Origin of the sequence: Caballeronia sp. S22 (assembly GCF_964261745.1) — a bacterium.
GTDB classification, from domain to species: Bacteria; Pseudomonadota; Gammaproteobacteria; order Burkholderiales; family Burkholderiaceae; genus Caballeronia; species Caballeronia jiangsuensis.
The window spans coordinates 396718-409717 of sequence record NZ_OZ180036.1 but is presented as its reverse complement, the minus strand read 5'-3'; the positions used below and the strand labels follow the sequence as shown (position 1 = coordinate 409717).

Below are 13000 nucleotides of genomic sequence, written 5' to 3'. Positions count from 1 at the left end.
TCCTTAGTCGCCGTACACGTCGAAGTCGAAATACTTGCGCGCGATCTTCTGATACGTGCCGTCGGCGCGCATGTCGTTCACGGCCTTGTCGATCTTCGCCTTGAGCGCGGTGTCGTCCTGGCGCAGGCCCATGCCGACGCCGTGATCGCCCATCGAAAGCGGCTCGCCGACGAACGCGAAGCCCGCCCCGTGCGGCGTCTTCAGGAAGCCGTGCTCCGCTTCCACCGAGCCGAGCAGCGCGGCGTCGATACGCCCCGCGGTCAGGTCGTTGAGCACGCCTTCCATGCTCTGATACGACACCACCTCGACGCCGCCCGGCTGCCAGTTCTTCAGCGCGTAGGTTTCGAACTGGCTGCCGCTCTGCACGCCGACGCGCTTGCCGCGCAAGCCCTGCGCGCTCGCGGTGAGCGGCGTGCCCTGCTTCGCGATCAGGCGCGAGCGGAACTGAAAGAGCTTGGTGGAAAACGCGATCTGCTTCATGCGTTTGTCGGTGATCGCCATCGACGACATGATTCCGTCGATCTTGCGTGCCTGCAGCGCGGGAATCATCCCCGAGAATTCGAGCTCGACCCATTGGCAGCGCATCGCGATGCGACGGCAGATTTCATCGCCGAGATCGACGTCGAAGCCCGCGACGTGGCCATCGGGCGTCTTCACGTCCATCGGCGGATAGCCGGGATCGATGCCGAGGCGCAGGGCGTCGGCGTCTTTCGCGTGAACCGGTGCCGCCGCGACGAGCGCCGCGGCCAGGAAAAGTGAGCTGAGTCTGAACATGAACGCGGTGTCTCCCGATTAGTGCCACCGATAGTACGGCCGCAAAACGCTCGCAAAAAGAGGCGTTTTGCTTATCATGATCACTTTTCGAGATCACCCGACGGAGACGCCGAGCGTGGATTTGACTCTAACGCAGTTGCGCATGTTCGTGGCCGTCGCCGAGGCGGGCAGCGTGCGCGCGGCCGCGCGGCGGCTCGATGTCGCGCAAAGCGGCATCACGCAGCAGTTGCAGAAGCTCGAAACGCTGGCGGGCGGGCCGCTTTTCGAGCGCGACGTGCGCGGCGCTCGCCTGACGCCGGTCGGCGAGCGCTTGCGCCTGCGCGCCGATTTGATTCTCGGCGAGTGCAGAAAGACCGAAGAAGAGATGCGCCAGTTGCGCGGCGAGCTGACGGGGCGCGTCGCGCTCGGGCTCGCCGCCGAAGCGACGATGCGCCTCTTCCCCGCATTGCTCGAAAGCTATCGCGAGCGCTGCCCGCTCATCGACATGCATTTGACGAGTGCGACCTCACGCATGTTGACGTCGTGGGTTCGTAACGGCAGCCTCGATTTCGCGCTCGCGCTGATCGCGCCCGATGCCGACATCCACGACATGGACACCGCGCCGCTCTTCGATACCGAAGTCGCGGTGATCGCGCGGCGCGGTCATCCGCTCGGGCGCTCGCACGCGCTTCGCGACTTGCAGGACGCCGAGTGGGTCAGCACGCGGCAGCGCGGCGGCGGTGCGCTTGGCAACAAGCTGTCGGCGCTTTTCGAGCAGGCGAAGCTCGGGGCGCCACGTATCGCCGCAACGACGGAAGCCGTGTTCGACACGCTGCACTGCATCGCATCGAGCGATTACATCGGGCTCGAGCCCGCGAGCCTCGCCGGGCATCCGTTCTTTCGCGAGCATGTCGAGATCGTGCCGATCGCCGAACGCGCCGCGAGGACACCGGTGTGTCTGGTACGGCGCGCGGGCGTGCCGCTCACGCCCGCGGCGCAGGAACTCGCGACGATGGCCGTCTCGTTTGCGCGGATGCTCCCGGCTCAGCGCGACGCGTGACGCGTGCGCGAGCCCTTCGCTGCGTTGGCGCGACGCGTCGCCCAGCCCTTCTTCGCGGCGGCTGACCGATCCGCCGCCGAGCGCCGGCTCGAAGCCGCATGCGACTGACGCGACAGCGCCTTGTGCGAAGCGGCCTTGGTGCTTTCGCGCTTGAGCGCGCGTGTCGACGCGGCCGAGCGCTTCGCCTTCGATTCGGTGCCGGGGCTCTTCTTCGTGCGATGCGAAGCCTTCGTGTCCTGCGCGGCCTTCTTGCGCGTGGCCTCGGACGTCGTGCCCTTCTTGGGCGCCTTCATCTTCACGCCTGAGCGGCGCGCTTCGGACAGCCCGATCGCGATGGCCTGTTTCGCCGACTTCGCGCCGTGCTTGCCTTCGCGAATGTGATTGATCTGCTCCTTCACGAACGCACCCGCCTGCGTGCTCGCGGACTTGCCTGCGCGCTTCGCTTTCGATGCGCGCTCGAGGGTTTTCTGTTCGGGCATGTCGGACCTCCGTATGAAGTGGACTTGCCCCCGGCGGGCGAGCAACGTGCGTGCCCGCATCCTCGCCTGCAAACGTTTGCCTTCTTATCTGGCATGCCGGGCAAACGCATACACATCCGAAAGACGGCGCTTTCGGCGAACCCCTTCGACCTCGTGATTATTTCTCAAATCGGTTAAAGCCCGTCAAGGCGTTGCCGTTAACGCGCTTATCCATACCACCCGGGTCGATTCAATTCGAGGCCTGTTTGGCCCTTGTGTTCTTGCGTTTGGCCTGGGCGGCCGTGGATGTGATCCAAAACGGTAAGCACTTCCCGCTGGCACTGCAAACCCAACTCTCACCCATCAAGGAAGCAACATGCAAAAACTTCTGAAAGCCTTCGTGCGCGACGAACGTGGCGTCAGCGCCATGGAATACGCGATTCTCGCGGGCATCGTCGTGGTCGCGCTCGTGGCCGTCGGCTCCGCTTTCAGCACCAACATGACGGGCATCTTTTCGAATCTGACCGACAAAGTGAAGGCCGCCGCGGGCAACTAAGCAGTCGCGCCCCAGGTCCGGGCCTTCACACGCCCGGACCTCGATCTGACCCAACCCGATTCGAGCCCATCGTGACCGTACTGTCTCTCGTCATTCGTCTTGTCGTGCTGGGCGCCTTGCTCTGGCTCGCGATCACCGACGTGCGCACCCGACGTCTGCCGACGAGCATCGTCCTCACGATCGGCGCACTCTTTTTCGTCGATGCGCTCATCGCCGGCATGCCGCTCGACGATGTCATCTCGCATCTGCTGCTTGCCGTCGTCGTGTTTCTGGCCTGCGCCGTCCTGTTCGCCGCGCGCATGCTCGGCGGTGGCGACGCCAAGCTCGCTTCCGTCATCTTTCTGTGGGTGGGATTCGGCCTTTCGCTCGCCACGCTGACGCTCGTCTCGGTGATCGGGACCGTGGTGTCGCTCGTGAGTCTCGCCACCCGCAACATGAATCCCTCTCAGCGCTTCGTGCCGCTGCGCGCGCTCGCGATGTTCTCCGCGGCGCGCGGCGTTCCGTACGGCGTGGCGCTCGCCTTCGGCGGCGGTTTCGTCATCGTGCTGCCTGCCCTGCTGCACCTCATCTCGACGCAATAGGACGGTCTCCATGTCCAACATCATCAAATTCGCCGTGCTGCTGGTCGGCGCACTTCTGATTGCGCTGATCGTGCGCGTCGTCCTTGCGAGCGCTTCTCACACCGCGAAGCCCGCCGTGACGAGCGAGAAGGTGCTGGTCAGCGCCGCCAATCTGCCGCAAGGCTTGCTGCTGCGCGACGAGGATCTCGCCTGGAAGGCGATCCCCAAGACGGAGATGCCCGCCAACGCCATCGTCGCGGGCGTCGCGAGCGCGCCCGACCTGAAGGGCGCGCTGCTGCGCCATCCGGTCGCGGCCGGCGCTGTCCTCGTTTCCGACGATGTCTTTCTGCCGAGCGCCCCGGGCTTTCTCGCGGCGACGCTCAAGCCCGACATGCGCGCGGTCTCGGTCGCCGTTGACGATGTGTCCGGCAACGCCGGCCTGATCCAGCCGGGCGACTATGTCGACCTGCTGCTCACCCAGCAAATGGACCGGCGCACCGAATCGCCGGATCTCGCGGTATCGAGCGAAACGGTGGTCGAGCATGTGCGCGTACTCGCCGTCGGCTCGGAAATCAAGCGGCCGAAAAACGATGGCGACAACGACGTCGCCGTGGCCCGCGCCCGCACCGTGACGCTCGAAGTCACGCCGCGCATGGGCGAAGTCGTCGCGGTCGCGGCGCGGCTCGGCAGCCTGTCGCTCGCGCTGCGCAGCTTCGCGACGGTCAGCCGCGACCCGGCGGCGCCCGCGGGGGCGTCGGCGCCCGAGCGCAAGCCCATCTGGGCCGGCGACATCTCCCGCGCCGTGCGCGATCTGCCGCGCACGCGCCCCGTTCAGTCGGGCGCACCGAGCGCCGCGCCGGCCATGCCGCGCACCGTGACCATCTACCGCGGCTCCGAGAAGTCGGATACGTCGAGCGTTGCCCAGGCGGGCGGTTCGGGCCAGGGCGTCCCGCCGCTGCCCTCCGTGCCCGCGGAGCGTTGACACCGTGCCCCCGTTCGAAAGCGTGCCATCGCCAGGATTCACATTCATGAAAACGCAGTTCAGTTCGAGTCGCACCGCGCGCCGCGCAGATAGAGCGTCGATCGCTCCGGTTCTGGCGTGCGCGGCGCTCGTCGCGTGCGCCGCCGCGCATGCCGCGCAGCCGGCCAAGATGCCGCCCTACGCCGGCGCGGCCTCGCCCGTGCGGACCGCGAACGTCGCGCGCCCCGGCATGACGGACGCGATGGCGCCAGCCGGTGCGCAAGGCGCGCTCGTACTCGACGCGGGCAAGGGCACGATGTTGCAACTGAATGAAAACGTCGTGTCGGTCTTCGTTGCCGATCCCGCCGTGGCCGACGTGCATGTGCCCTCGCCCAAGGCTGTTTTCGTGCTCGGCAAGAAAACCGGCACGACGACGCTCTACGTGCTCGGCGCCAACAACCGGCCGCTCGTGCAGCGCACGATCGTCGTCTCGCGCGACATGATCACCTTGCGCGCCATGCTCGCCGCGCGCTTTCCGAACACGAACGTGCAGGTCGCGACGGGACAGGGCTCGCTGATGCTGAGCGGGCAGGCGTCGAACTCGGCGGATGCCGACGCCATCGTTCAGGCGGTGACGCCCTTTCTCGCCGAGAAGGAAGTGCTGGTCAACCGCATGACGATCGACCGTCCGCTGCAGGTGCAGTTGCGCGTGCGCATCACCGAAGTGGATCGCAACATCACGCAACAGCTCGGCATCAACTGGCAGGCGATGGGCAACGCGGTCGGCAACTTCTATGGCGGCATCTTCAGCGGCCGTCCGATCTACAACCTGAGCCAGCCGATCACCGGCGCCAACGGCGCCGTGAGCTATCCGGTCAATCTGCCGACCAACAACGCCTACTCGATTCTCGGCGCCTTCAAGACGAACAACGTGGACATCCGCGCGCTCGTCGACGCGCTGAATCAGGAAGGCCTGCTGACGGTGCTCGCGGAGCCGAATCTCGTCGCGCTGTCGGGCCAGACGGCGAGCTTTCTCGCAGGCGGCGAGTTCCCGATTCCCGTCTCGCAGACCAACGGCGCGATCACCGTCGAGTTCAAGCAGTTCGGCGTCAAGCTCGATTTCACGCCGACCGTGCTCACGGATCGGCGCATCAGCCTGAAGGTGCGCCCGGAAGTCAGCCAGATCGACACGACCGCGAGCGTGACCACCGGCGGCGTCACCGTGCCGGGGCTTTCCGTTCGCCGAGCGGATACGACCGTCGAGCTAGCGAGCGGCCAGAGTTTCGCGATCGGCGGGCTGCTGCAGAGCAATACCAGCGACGTCGTTTCGCAGGTGCCGGGCCTGGGCTCGATTCCGGTGCTCGGCAAGCTGTTCTCGTCGACGAACTACCAGAACAACAAGACCGAGCTCGTGATCATGGTCACGCCGTATCTCGTCGAGCCGACCGATCCATCGAAACTGCGCACGCCGCTCGATTCGCTGATCTCGCCGTCGAGCGATGTCGAATACAGCTTCCGGCGCCAGAACGGCGGAGCGCCGGCACAGGCCGGACAACCGCGTCTCGTCGGCGCGGCCGGCTACGTCTATTGAGCCCGTCATGAAACACACACGACTGCTTTCGCTTCTTCTCGCCGGCACGTTCGCCGTCGCCGCCGCGGGCTGCTTCAAGCCGCCGCGCAACATGCCGAACGAAACGGTGATCGGCTACGACGGCGCTTCGGCCGTGCCGCCCGATTGCGACAGCCTCGCCCGGCCATCGCTGCTGACGGACGCCGGCATCCGCCGCCCGAGCATGCAATGGGGCTGCGCGACCTATACGAATCTGGCCGCCCAGCTCGCGCGCCCGGAAGACGCCGTGCATCCGCAGACGCTCGGGCCGGCGAACGCGGCGGTGGCGGCGAGCGCGGTGCGGCGCTACGAGACCGGCCGCGTGATCCCGCTCGACAAATCGACCTCGCGCGACAGCAAGTGATGCGACGCACTACAGCCAGAAGCACACAAGGCCAGCCATGAGCACAGAGTTCTCCTTCTCGAAGACCAAGTCCGGCACGCGCAACGCGGATTTCATCGCCTTCGTGTCCGATCGCAAGACCGAGCAGATCGTGAAGAGCTTCGTGCTCGAACAGGCGATGCCGCACGCGCATATCGTCGTGGGCAACGTCGACGACGCGATCGCGTATCTCGCCCGCGTCGACCGCTCGCCGCTCTTCCTGCTGGTCGATCTGCAGGACTCTGTGATGCCGCTGTCCGACCTCGGCCGCCTCGCCGAAGTGTGCGAGCCATCGGTGCAGGTGGTGGCGCTCGGCGAGCGCAACGACGTCGGCCTGTTCCGCAGCCTGCTCAAGATCGGCGTGCGCGATTACCTCGTCAAGCCGATCACGGTCGAACTGCTCAAGCGCACGGTCAATGTCTCCGAGGGCAAGGTGAGCCCGGTGATGCTTGCGCGCGCCGGCAAGACGATTGCCTTCACGGGCTCGCGCGGCGGCGTCGGGGTGACCACGCTCGCGCTCAACGTCGCCCGCCATCTGTCGGAAGACACGCACCGGCGCGTCGCCTACGTCGATCTGAATCTATACGGCGGCGCGGCCAACTCCATGCTCGGCCTGCAGAGCAACAACGGGCTCATCGACGTGCTGCAGAACGTGCATCGTCTCGATCCGCAATACGTGGAGCGCACGCTCGTCGCCAAGGGCACCCGGCTCTACATGCTGTCGGCGGAACACGACTACGGCGCCGCGCGTCCGTTCGGCCCGGGCGCATTGCCGCGCGTGCTCGAACTTCTGTGCGACAGCTTCCACTACGTGATCCTGGACATCGGCACGGTGACGGACCCGCTCGCGCAGGAAGCCTTCGATCACGCCGCGCGCGTCTATGTGGTCGCGGACCGCTCGGTGCATTCGACGCGCGAGACGATCCGCCTCCTGCGTCATATCGAGGACCGCGACAACAATCCGCCGACCTCGCTGCTGCTGAACAACCCGAATGCCGTGACGAGCGGCAAGGTGCAGGCGAACGACTTCATGACGGCGATCGGCCGCAACGTTCTGTACGAAATTCCGTTCGAGGCGAAGTCGCTCGCGACCGCCGAGAACCTCGGCGAAGCGCCCCGGGAAAAAGGGGCGAACGGCTTCAATCAGATGATCACGCGCATTGGCGGTGACCTCACCGGCCAGCAGATGAACGCCGAGCGCTCGTTCTTCCAGAAGCTCCGGCTCAGGAGAGGCTGATGTTCGGACAGAAGCAGGTTCCCCGCCCCGAGCCCGATCCGGATGCGCCGCCCGGCGCCGAAGCCGCGCAGGTCGCCGAGGCGCCGCCTCCGGTCGCGCCGCTCGCGCGCCCGCACGCGTCGGAGGGCGGTGAAGTGCTGGTGCGCTCGGACCTCTTCCGGGTGATCCGCAACGGCGTGTTCGCGGCGATGAACGCCTCGGCCGCCGTCGGCAAGACACGCGAGCAGATGAAGCCGGGCGTCGAGCAGCTCGTGCTCGACGTGGCGGAGCGCGAGCGGCTGAACATCACGCTCGCGGAGCAGGGGCAGATCGTCGGCGAGTTGCTGAACGACATGTTCGGGCTCGGTCCGATCGAACCGCTGCTCGCCGACGACACCATCACCGACGTGCTCGTCAACGGACCCGATCAGGTATGGGTCGAGCGCCACGGCCGGCTCGAACTCACCAACTGCAAGTTCCGCGACAACACGCACGTGACCAACGTCGCGCAGCGTATCGCGGCGGGCGTCGGACGGCGTGTCGACGAAAGCAGTCCGATGGTCGATGCGCGTCTCGCCGACGGCAGTCGCGTGAACGTCGTGCTGCCGCCGCTCGCGATTCACGGCGCATCGATCTCGATTCGTAAATTCTCGAAGCGCAACATCACGCTGCATCGCATGTCGCAGCAGGGCAACATGTCGGGCGCGATGGCCACCGTGCTCAAGCTCGCGAGCACGTGCCGGCTGAACGTGATCGTCTCGGGCGGCACGGGCTCGGGCAAGACGACGCTGCTCAATGCGCTGTCGCACTTCATCGGGCACGGCGAGCGCACCGTGACGATCGAGGATGCGGCCGAGTTGCAACTCGTGCAGCCGCACGTCGTCAGCCTGGAAACGCGCCCCGAGAATGCCGAAGGACTCGGCGCCGTCACGCAGCGCGATCTCGTGCGCAACGCGCTGCGGATGCGCCCGGACCGCATCATTCTCGGCGAAACGCGCGGCTCCGAAGCCTTCGACGTGCTGCAGGCGATGAACACGGGCCACGACGGCTCGATGACCACCATCCACGCGAACACGCCGCGCGACGGCATCACGCGTCTGGAGTCGATGGTGATGATGGCGAACGGCAATCTGCCGCTCCTGTCGATCCGCCGGCAGATCGCGAGCGCGGTGCACATGATCGTGCAGATCGAGCGCATGCGCGACGGCATGCGGCGCGTCACGCGCATCACCGAACTGGTGGGCATGGAAGGCGAAGTCATCATCACGCAGGATCTGTTCACGTTCCGCTACGACGCGAGCGCCTACAGCGAGGAAGTGAAAGGCGTGTTCGAGACGGGCGCCGTGCGCCCGGCCTTCGCGGCGCGCGCCGCGTATTACGGTCTCGAAGATGCGCTGCTGGAGGCGATGCGGCCATGAGCAACGTCGACCTGATCACGTTCGGCACCTTCGCAGTCGCCTTGCTGCTCGGCGTCATGCTGCTCGTGGTGCAGGACATGCGCCGCCAGCGCCCCGACGCGCGCATCCAGGCGCGCGTGCAGGCCGCCTTTCCCGCGGCCGGTTCGGTTGGGCGCGAGACGCGCCATGAAGACTCCGACCTCTTCACCTTCAGCCGCAACGACAACATCTTCAGCCGCTGGTTCGCGCCGAAGATCGCCCGCCTCAAGACGGTGGCCGGCGCAAGCGGATTGCGCGCGGTGATCATCACGGCGGTGCTCGCCGAAGTCCTCGCGCTCGCGATGTCGAAGCTGCTGCCGCTGCCCGCGTTCGCGACGCCGGCGCTCCTCGTCGGCCTGCCGGTGCTCGGCGCCATGCAGGCGTACCGGTTTCTCGTCGAACGTTTCAAGCGCCGCTTTCTGGATGGCTTTCCCGATCTCATCGACCTGATCGTGCGCGCCGTGCGCGCGGGCGTCCCGGTGACGCACGTGATGGGCGTCGCGTCAGCCGAATGCGCCGAGCCGCTCAAGAGCGAATTCCAGTTGATGGGCGACGGACTCAAGGTGGGTCTCGACCTGGAAGAAGTGCTCGCCACCGCGGTCACGCGCATCGGCATCGCGGATTTCTCCTTCTTCTGCGTGTGCCTGCTGCTGCAGCGCGAGACCGGCGGGCAGCTCGGCGAGACGCTGGAAAATCTCGCGGGCATCGTGCGCAGACGCCGCGAGATCCGTCAAAAAACCAAGGCCCTCACGGGCGAGGCGCGCATCACGACCAAGATTCTCGCATCGGTGCCCTTCTTCATTCTGGGCAGCATGTTCATGCTCAACCGCGCGTACCTGATGGTGCTGTTCAACACGTCGGGCGGACAGAAAGTGCTGACCTGCGCCGCGATTTCGCTCTCGATGGGACTGTTCATCGTTCACAAGATGTCGAAACTGGATACCGCGCGATGAGTCAGGACAACATCGAAACACTCATCAACCTGCTGATGCTGCTTGCGCTCGTCGTCGCGATCTTCATCTGGTGGGCGACCAAACATGGCGGGGTCCGCGGACGCATCGCCGAGCGCACGCGGCAGGCCGCCGTCGTGCAGCGCAATGAAACCGCGCTCGCCGAAGAAGACGACGACGAAGGCTCCATGGCGCGCTTCACGCACCGTCTCGCGCGCCTGGGCGACCGGTTGCCGCTCTTCGATGCCAAATACCGCGCGAAGCTGCGCACACAGATGGTCCGCAGCGGTTATCGCAGCCAGTCGGCGGTATCCGTGCTGCTCGCGATCAAGTTCGTCGTCGGACTCATCTGCGCCGCGTTCGCCGTGATGCTCGGCTCGCACATTCCCATGGTCGGCGGTTATCCGGCGGTGCGCGGCGCCATGATGCTGCTGGTCTTCGTGGTCGGCATGATCCTGCCGGAATACGTGCTCGCCTTCTTCGCGGCGCGGCGGCGCAAGGCTATGGCGTCGTGCCTGCCCGATGCGCTCGATCTGCTCGTCATCTGCACGAACGCGGGCAACAGCCTCGGCGTGTCGATCCGGCGCGTGGCCGACGAACTGAAGACCATCTGCCCGCCGCTTTCCGGCGAATTCTCGCTGACCGCCGACGAACTGAAGCTGTCCGGCGACAGCACGCGCGCGCTACAGGCGCTCGCCGAGCGCATCGATCTGCCGTCGATCCGCGCGCTGATCGCCACGCTCACGCAATCGATGCGCTATGGCACGCCGATCACGCAGGCGCTGCGCACGCTGTCGCATACCGAACGGCTTGCACACATCGTGTCGCTCGAAGAAAAGGCGGCCAAGCTCGCACCCAAGATGGCCGTGCCGATGATGCTCTTCATTCTTCCCGCGGTGATGCTGATCGCCGCAGGGCCGGCCGTCATTCAACTCATCAGCGTCTTTGCAAAAAAATGAAGACCACACAGATCCCACTTCCCGGCATGCGCCGTCTCGGCCTCGCGGCCTGTTGTGCGACGCTCGTGGTCGCACTCGGCGCATGTACGACGACCACCCGCCAGAGCGTCGACAGCCGCCCCGTCATGCGCAATTCCGCGCCGAGCACGATGAGCGAGCTGCGCATCGCCGACACGGCGCTCGATTCGGGCAATGTCGAACTCGCCACCTCGCTCTACGAAAAAGCCGTGCAGGCCGACCCGCATTCGGTCGCGGGCCTGACGGGACTCGGCAACACGCTCTACGCCGTCGGCGACTTCACGCGCGCGGGCGTCTACTACGCGCGCGCCAGCAAGACCGACGCGAGCGCGACCGCACCGCTCATCGGACTCGCGCGCGTCGCGATGCGCCAGCGCCGCTTCGATGACGCCATCGTGACCTACCGGCGTCTGCTCGCATTGACGCCCGACGAGCCGCTCGCCTCGGCCGGGCTCGGCGCGGCGCTCGACATGAACGGCGATCACAAGGGCGCGCAGGCCGTGCTGCGCCAGGCGCTCAGGAAGAATGTCGGCGATCCGCTGCTCTCCGTGAATCTCGGATTGTCGCTGACGCTCTCCGGCGATCCGCGCGAAGGCGCGAACGTGCTGCTCGACGTGACGCGCTTTCCCGCCGCGCCGCCGCAGGCGCGCCAGGATCTCGCCCTCGCGTACGGGCTGCTCGGCAACCGCGAGGCGGCCGCCGAAATCCTGTCGCGCGATCTGCCGAAGGCATCGGTCGAAGACAATCTCCGTTACTACGACATTCAGCGCGAACTGATGTCCCGGCGCACGGCACCGGCAGCGGCCGTTTCGTCCGCGCAGCCCGCGGCGCCGTCCGCGATCCCGACCGCCCTGGTGCAGACGACGCGCCTCAAATGAAAGCCTCCGCGCGCCGCCTCCGACTGCCAGCCGTCGCCACGCGAATCCTGCGCGACGAGCGCGGCATCGCGTCGATCGAATTCGCGTTTGTCGCGGTCTTCGCGATCATCCTCTTCCTCGGCACGGTCGAGATCGCGCTGGAGATGATCGCCGATGCATCGGTGCAGGCCGCCGCGCAGGCGGCGTCGCGCGTGGGCCTGACGACGACCGCGCCGAGCACGGGCAGCCGGGTGCAGGAGGCGCAGACGATCGTCCAGTCGATCCTCGGCGGATGGAAAAACGTCAGCGGGACCATCACGGTCACCGAACTGAACTACGGCAACTACGGCTACGGCAATGTCGCCAGTTCGACCTACACGCCGACACAGGACATGGGCGGATACGGCGATGTCGTCGCCTACAACATCCAGCTCAAGATGCCCGGCATCACCGGCATCCCGAAGCTGTTCGGCGTCAACGAGCTGACCTTCGAGCGTAATTTCATCGTGCAGAACGAAAAATGATGACGAACAGCGAAACGGTGCGATCGATCTGCCGAAAGCTCAACCGCATGCTGCGCTCGGATCGCGGCAGCGTGTCCATCGAGTTCGTCCTCATCGTGCCGATGATGATGATCGTGCTGCTCGGCTTCACCGAGGTCTACATGTACATGCGCGCGGTCAGCGCCGTCGATCGCACGGCCTTCACGCTCGCCAATACCATCGGTCAGATGACCTCGATCATCGCCGACAACAACGACACCACCGATGCGAACAGCTATGCGTCGCTGTGGCGGGACGCCGCGCTGCTCGCCGCACCGTATCAGTTGCAGGCGAACGGCATGGTGTACGTGACCTTCCTGTGCGATCCGGATTCCAGCAGCAAATGCAAGGACATGGATAACTCCATGACGGCGGTCACGCCGAAGATTCGCTGGACGGCGTCTCCGACTTCATGGACCAACAGCAAGAGTACCGGCATGGCATCGAAGATTTCGAGCACGAGTCCGTTGCCCGCTTCGTGGCCTTTTCGCACGGGGGATTCGGCGATCATCGTGGAAGTATTTTTGTCGTACAACCCGTTCACCATGACCTCCAATTTAATCTCGGGGCTGCCGGGTCAGCAGACCGTGTACCGCCGCGTGTATGTGCGGCCGCGTGCGCCGAGAGCGTTCTACTGACGCTCGCGGGATCACGGACGCGCACATGGAAATCAAACGGAAAGG

General features: G+C 65.9%; 15 protein-coding genes. 13 read left to right on the top strand and 2 right to left on the bottom strand.

The genetic code is table 11. The annotated features are described in order from the left end of the window. Positions 1-3 precede the first annotated feature (3 nt). Complete coding sequence (locus tag ACEN42_RS16990) at positions 4-774, bottom strand: transporter substrate-binding domain-containing protein (RefSeq protein WP_238213311.1); 771 nt, start codon at positions 772-774, stop codon at positions 4-6. A 115-nt stretch (positions 775-889) separates the two neighbouring features. Between ACEN42_RS16990 and ACEN42_RS16985 the strand changes: the two genes are divergently transcribed. Continuing rightward, positions 890-1813 (top strand): LysR family transcriptional regulator, encoded by a 924-nt coding sequence (locus tag ACEN42_RS16985; RefSeq protein WP_371881911.1) that lies wholly within the window; start codon positions 890-892, stop codon positions 1811-1813. Here the strand turns inward: ACEN42_RS16985 and ACEN42_RS16980 are convergent. Beyond that, a complete protein-coding gene (locus tag ACEN42_RS16980; RefSeq protein ID WP_371881910.1) occupies positions 1798-2292 on the bottom strand; it encodes a DUF6496 domain-containing protein in 495 nt (164 codons plus the stop codon). The two genes, ACEN42_RS16985 and ACEN42_RS16980, sit on opposite strands and share 16 nt — an antisense overlap. A 355-nt stretch (positions 2293-2647) precedes the next feature. Here ACEN42_RS16980 and ACEN42_RS16975 point away from each other — a divergent pair, with 355 nt between their 5' ends. The 12 genes from ACEN42_RS16975 to ACEN42_RS16920 all read left to right on the top strand — a co-directional run bounded on the left by ACEN42_RS16975 (position 2648) and on the right by ACEN42_RS16920 (position 12955). Next, a complete protein-coding gene (locus tag ACEN42_RS16975) occupies positions 2648-2827 on the top strand; it encodes a Flp family type IVb pilin (protein ID WP_250484932.1) in 180 nt (59 codons plus the stop codon). Between the two features lie 71 nt (positions 2828-2898). Further along, positions 2899-3408, top strand: a complete 510-nt coding sequence (locus ACEN42_RS16970; protein ID WP_051627256.1) for a prepilin peptidase — start codon at positions 2899-2901, stop codon at positions 3406-3408. A 10-nt stretch (positions 3409-3418) separates the two neighbouring features. Beyond that, positions 3419-4369 carry a Flp pilus assembly protein CpaB gene (gene cpaB, locus ACEN42_RS16965; RefSeq protein ID WP_250484933.1) on the top strand — a complete coding sequence of 317 codons (951 nt, stop codon included), beginning with the start codon at positions 3419-3421 and terminating at the stop codon, positions 4367-4369. A gap of 169 nt (positions 4370-4538) precedes the next feature. Further along, a complete protein-coding gene (locus ACEN42_RS16960; RefSeq protein ID WP_371882240.1) occupies positions 4539-5939 on the top strand; it encodes a type II and III secretion system protein family protein in 1401 nt (466 codons plus the stop codon). Between the two features lie 7 nt (positions 5940-5946). Continuing rightward, positions 5947-6321 (top strand): CpaD family pilus assembly lipoprotein, encoded by a 375-nt coding sequence (locus ACEN42_RS16955; RefSeq protein WP_081818351.1) that lies wholly within the window; start codon positions 5947-5949, stop codon positions 6319-6321. Positions 6322-6358: 37 nt separating this feature from the next. Then, the gene (locus ACEN42_RS16950) at positions 6359-7576 is read left to right on the top strand and encodes an AAA family ATPase (RefSeq protein WP_187607968.1); all 1218 of its coding nucleotides are present in this window, start codon (positions 6359-6361) and stop codon (positions 7574-7576) included. Next, positions 7576-8973, top strand: a complete 1398-nt coding sequence (locus ACEN42_RS16945; protein WP_238293256.1) for a CpaF family protein — start codon at positions 7576-7578, stop codon at positions 8971-8973. Before ACEN42_RS16950 ends, ACEN42_RS16945 begins: the two co-directional genes overlap by 1 nt. Next, positions 8970-9944 carry a type II secretion system F family protein gene (locus ACEN42_RS16940; RefSeq protein WP_238293258.1) on the top strand — a complete coding sequence of 325 codons (975 nt, stop codon included), beginning with the start codon at positions 8970-8972 and terminating at the stop codon, positions 9942-9944. The genes ACEN42_RS16945 and ACEN42_RS16940 overlap by 4 nt, the downstream gene beginning before the upstream one ends. Then, the gene (locus tag ACEN42_RS16935; protein WP_371881909.1) at positions 9941-10900 is read left to right on the top strand and encodes a type II secretion system F family protein; all 960 of its coding nucleotides are present in this window, start codon (positions 9941-9943) and stop codon (positions 10898-10900) included. The genes ACEN42_RS16940 and ACEN42_RS16935 overlap by 4 nt, the downstream gene beginning before the upstream one ends. After that, entirely contained in the window at positions 10897-11796 is a 900-nt protein-coding gene (locus tag ACEN42_RS16930) for a lipopolysaccharide assembly protein LapB (RefSeq protein ID WP_238213301.1), read from the top strand. The genes ACEN42_RS16935 and ACEN42_RS16930 overlap by 4 nt, the downstream gene beginning before the upstream one ends. After that, complete coding sequence (locus ACEN42_RS16925) at positions 11793-12299, top strand: TadE/TadG family type IV pilus assembly protein (RefSeq protein ID WP_187607973.1); 507 nt, start codon at positions 11793-11795, stop codon at positions 12297-12299. Before ACEN42_RS16930 ends, ACEN42_RS16925 begins: the two co-directional genes overlap by 4 nt. Next, complete coding sequence (locus ACEN42_RS16920) at positions 12296-12955, top strand: TadE/TadG family type IV pilus assembly protein (protein ID WP_250484938.1); 660 nt, start codon at positions 12296-12298, stop codon at positions 12953-12955. Before ACEN42_RS16925 ends, ACEN42_RS16920 begins: the two co-directional genes overlap by 4 nt. Positions 12956-13000: the final 45 nt, after the last annotated feature.

Coding starts and splice junctions, on each gene's coding strand:
- ACEN42_RS16990 (WP_238213311.1), bottom strand. CDS start 774: ATGTTCAGACTCAGCTCACTTTTCCTGGCCGCGGCGCTCGTCGCGGCG.
- ACEN42_RS16980 (WP_371881910.1), bottom strand. CDS start 2,292: ATGCCCGAACAGAAAACCCTCGAGCGCGCATCGAAAGCGAAGCGCGCA.
- ACEN42_RS16975 (WP_250484932.1), top strand. CDS start 2,648: ATGCAAAAACTTCTGAAAGCCTTCGTGCGCGACGAACGTGGCGTCAGC.
- cpaB (WP_250484933.1), top strand. CDS start 3,419: ATGTCCAACATCATCAAATTCGCCGTGCTGCTGGTCGGCGCACTTCTG.
- ACEN42_RS16960 (WP_371882240.1), top strand. CDS start 4,539: ATGCCGCCCTACGCCGGCGCGGCCTCGCCCGTGCGGACCGCGAACGTC.
- ACEN42_RS16955 (WP_081818351.1), top strand. CDS start 5,947: ATGAAACACACACGACTGCTTTCGCTTCTTCTCGCCGGCACGTTCGCC.
- ACEN42_RS16950 (WP_187607968.1), top strand. CDS start 6,359: ATGAGCACAGAGTTCTCCTTCTCGAAGACCAAGTCCGGCACGCGCAAC.
- ACEN42_RS16945 (WP_238293256.1), top strand. CDS start 7,576: ATGTTCGGACAGAAGCAGGTTCCCCGCCCCGAGCCCGATCCGGATGCG.
- ACEN42_RS16940 (WP_238293258.1), top strand. CDS start 8,970: ATGAGCAACGTCGACCTGATCACGTTCGGCACCTTCGCAGTCGCCTTG.
- ACEN42_RS16935 (WP_371881909.1), top strand. CDS start 9,941: ATGAGTCAGGACAACATCGAAACACTCATCAACCTGCTGATGCTGCTT.
- ACEN42_RS16930 (WP_238213301.1), top strand. CDS start 10,897: ATGAAGACCACACAGATCCCACTTCCCGGCATGCGCCGTCTCGGCCTC.
- ACEN42_RS16925 (WP_187607973.1), top strand. CDS start 11,793: ATGAAAGCCTCCGCGCGCCGCCTCCGACTGCCAGCCGTCGCCACGCGA.
- ACEN42_RS16920 (WP_250484938.1), top strand. CDS start 12,296: ATGATGACGAACAGCGAAACGGTGCGATCGATCTGCCGAAAGCTCAAC.